Here is a 1,707-nt window from a genome sequence, read left to right on the forward strand (position 1 = left end):
TGAGCCGGCGTGGCAACTGCTGGGATAATGCGGTGGCCGAATCGTTCTTCAGTTCACTGAAAAAAGAGCGCATCAGGAAGAGAATATACAAAACCCGGGATCTAGCCCGGGCGGATATCTTCGATTACATTGAAGTGTTCTACAACCGGGCCCGGCGCCACAGTCACCTCGGCGGCGTCAGTCCGGAGGCCTTCGAACAGGCCTCGTCGTGAGGACAGAATTTGTCTACGGGCGTGGGGTCAGTCCAATCAACGGCTCGGAAGTGTCTAGATTATCCGTGGCGATTCAATTATTCTAAAGTTTTCGACCGCTATACACTCTTATCATTCTTTGTTAATCGTTTATTAAGATAATAAATATAAGGACGAAACCATGAACGATGTCATTCGTGACTTTTTCAAAATGGAATCAGCTGGTGGTATTCTTCTCGTGATTGCCGCGGCAATTGCGATGACCATTGCTAACTCACCGCTGGGCGAAACTTATCAATCTGTACTGCATACTTATGTATTTGGTATGTCAGTTTCTCACTGGATTAATGACGGCCTAATGGCTGTTTTCTTCTTACTCATTGGCCTTGAAGTTAAGCGAGAGCTGCTTGAAGGTGCGTTAAAATCAAAAGAAACCGCAATTTTCCCTGCGATTGCAGCGGTTGGCGGTATATTAACTCCTGCTCTTATTTACGTAGCCTTTAATGCCAACGATCCTGAGGCGATTTCTGGTTGGGCAATTCCAGCGGCGACAGATATCGCTTTTGCTTTAGGTATCATGGCGTTATTAGGTAAGCGTGTACCAGTAAGCCTAAAAGTGTTCTTGCTGGCGGTTGCTATCATCGATGATTTAGGTGTAGTTGTTATTATCGCGCTATTTTACACCGGTGACCTGTCGACCATGGCGTTGCTTGTTGGCTTCATCATGACTGGTGTCCTATTCATGTTGAATGCGAAGGAAGTAACAAAACTTACGCCATACATGATCGTCGGTGCGATCTTATGGTTCGCGGTGCTTAAATCTGGTGTTCACGCAACATTGGCAGGTGTAGTGATTGGTTTTGCTATCCCACTAAAGGGAAAGCAGGGCGAACATTCTCCACTTAAACATATGGAGCACGCGCTTCACCCATACGTGGCATTTGGTATTCTGCCTCTATTCGCATTTGCCAATGCGGGGATTTCGTTAGAAGGCGTATCGATGTCAGGTCTAACTTCAATGCTGCCACTCGGTATTGCTTTGGGTCTACTGGTTGGTAAGCCTCTAGGTATCTTTACCTTTAGCTGGGCAGCGGTAAAAATGGGCGTTGCTAAGTTACCTGAAGGCGTTAACTTCAAGCATATCTTTGCGGTATCTGTGTTGTGTGGTATTGGCTTTACAATGTCTATCTTCATTTCCTCTTTAGCGTTCGGAAATGTAAGTCCTGAATTTGATACCTATGCTCGACTCGGTATCTTAATGGGTTCTACGACAGCAGCATTACTTGGCTATGCCTTACTGCACTTTTCTTTGCCTAAGAAAGCGCAAGCGTAAGATAAAAATGAGCTATTTTGTAAAGCCTCCCAATCGGGATAACACCGATCAGTTAAGGCATTGATCAGTTGAACGATCCTACGGATGGTTAACAATACCCTCAGTACACTAATTGCTGAGGGTATTTTTGGCACTGTTGCAAATAGTCGGTGGTGATAAACTTATCATCCCCTTTTGCTGATG

General features: G+C 45.3%; 2 protein-coding genes. Both read left to right on the top strand.

The window, feature by feature from the left end; all coding sequences use genetic code 11:
* The coding region (locus tag ACSVHP_RS22920) for an IS3 family transposase (protein WP_048976237.1) at positions 1–212 on the top strand (212 nt) is incomplete at its 5' end.
* A 160-nt stretch (positions 213–372) separates the two neighbouring features.
* The gene (gene nhaA, locus ACSVHP_RS22925; protein ID WP_001000602.1) at positions 373–1,524 is read left to right on the top strand and encodes a Na+/H+ antiporter NhaA; all 1,152 of its coding nucleotides are present in this window, start codon (positions 373–375) and stop codon (positions 1,522–1,524) included.
* Positions 1,525–1,707 lie beyond the last annotated feature (183 nt).

It is taken from the genome of Enterobacter sp. 186315 (assembly GCF_053290175.1).